The 1,449-nt window shown below is 32.4% G+C and carries 1 protein-coding gene and 1 pseudogene; both read right to left on the minus strand.

The window, feature by feature from the left end; translation table 11 throughout:
* Window positions 1-418, minus strand: a pseudogene (gene glyA, locus WFK35_RS22730) (serine hydroxymethyltransferase); the annotation flags it as partial.
* A 238-nt stretch (window positions 419-656) separates the two neighbouring features.
* Window positions 657-1,196, minus strand: coding sequence for a hypothetical protein (locus WFK35_RS22735; RefSeq protein WP_336734907.1), 540 nt, complete (start codon window positions 1,194-1,196; stop codon window positions 657-659).
* Window positions 1,197-1,449 lie beyond the last annotated feature (253 nt).

The raw sequence follows: 1,449 nt of genomic DNA on the forward strand, positions 1-1,449 counted from the left end.
TTTCCTTTTTAACACCATAAGAAACAACGTCATATTGAATTCCTGAAAAATTAACCGAAGAACCATGCGTAAGGTGCCCTCCCATAGAGAGATCCATTCCCATAATCTTATCTCCCGGTTTCAAAACCGCTAAGTAAACTGCTGCATTCGCCTGAGATCCGGAGTGGGGCTGAACATTCGCATATTCTACTCCGAAAAGTTTTTTAGCTCTGTTGATTGCCAAAGTTTCAACCTCGTCTACAACTTCACAACCTCCATAATATCTTTTTCCGGGATACCCTTCAGCATATTTGTTGGTCAATACGCTTCCCATAGCTTTCATTACATTCTCAGAAACAAAATTTTCTGATGCAATCATCTCAATACCATGAGTTTGTCTTAGTCTTTCCTTTTCAATCAGGTCGAAAATAATATCCATTTTACTTTTAGTTTTTGAAATTTTTCATGCCAAAAGTACGAAATTTTCACCGAGATTTCAGCATTCCGAATAATGATTTTATACCTGATTTACAACTATTGATAATAAAATTAAGGCTTCCTCCAATTTTATTAGAAACTTAAAATATCTCGACTTGTGAATACATAGTATTCGTTTTCAAAATTAACTCGTAATGTCGATATCATAATATTGAAATACTGTAATGCTTATTTTTAAATTAATTGACGGCAAAACCTTCATGTAGTATTTCTTCCTTTAATTGAGAAATTCTTTGAGACCAATAAACTAATCTTTCATCCTTATCAGGAATAGATTCTTTTGATAAATTCTGACAATCAGTCAAGTAATCTTGATATAATTTTAACTTGTCTATCAAATAATCTTTATATTCTAATTTGTTTTGAGGAATATATCCTGGTCCACTACAACCACAGGAATGAAATACTTTTCCTATTGTATATAAACCTTCAACTATTTCCCATTTTTTAAAAGCCGTTTTCTTAGGAGCCTTAAAATCCAATCCCAGATCTGCCATTAATTGAGAACATTCAGGACATTTAATCGGACGATTTTCTGTTTCCGAAATTAAAGTATCCAATTTACTCGTATCTTTATTAAATTGAAATCCAGCTTTATGACTTAGCTTATTTTTATTGATCCTCCCTAAAATATCAGAAGAACTAATCTGTTTAAATGATTTTCTACATCTGAAGCAGACATAATGAGACTTGTATGTTTTTCCGGCATATCTACACATTTCCTTTAGTTTACCTTAAATATAATATTATTAGAAAAATCTACAAAAATATCCGGTAAAAATAAATTGTAAATAAGAAGTTGACAATTACATACATCATGCCTTTTCATACAAATCATTCACCAAATTTTCATGAGCTTATTCCCGCTATCCACTGTATCTTTTGGATTACGGGCGGAGCTAAGCGGAGCCCGTAACCCAAAAGGATGCCGTTTCTATCGGAGCTAAGTAATGAGTAATGAGTAATGAGTAA

It is taken from the genome of Chryseobacterium sp. VD8 (genome assembly GCF_037149975.1).
Classification (GTDB): Bacteria; Bacteroidota; Bacteroidia; order Flavobacteriales; family Weeksellaceae; genus Chryseobacterium; species Chryseobacterium indicum.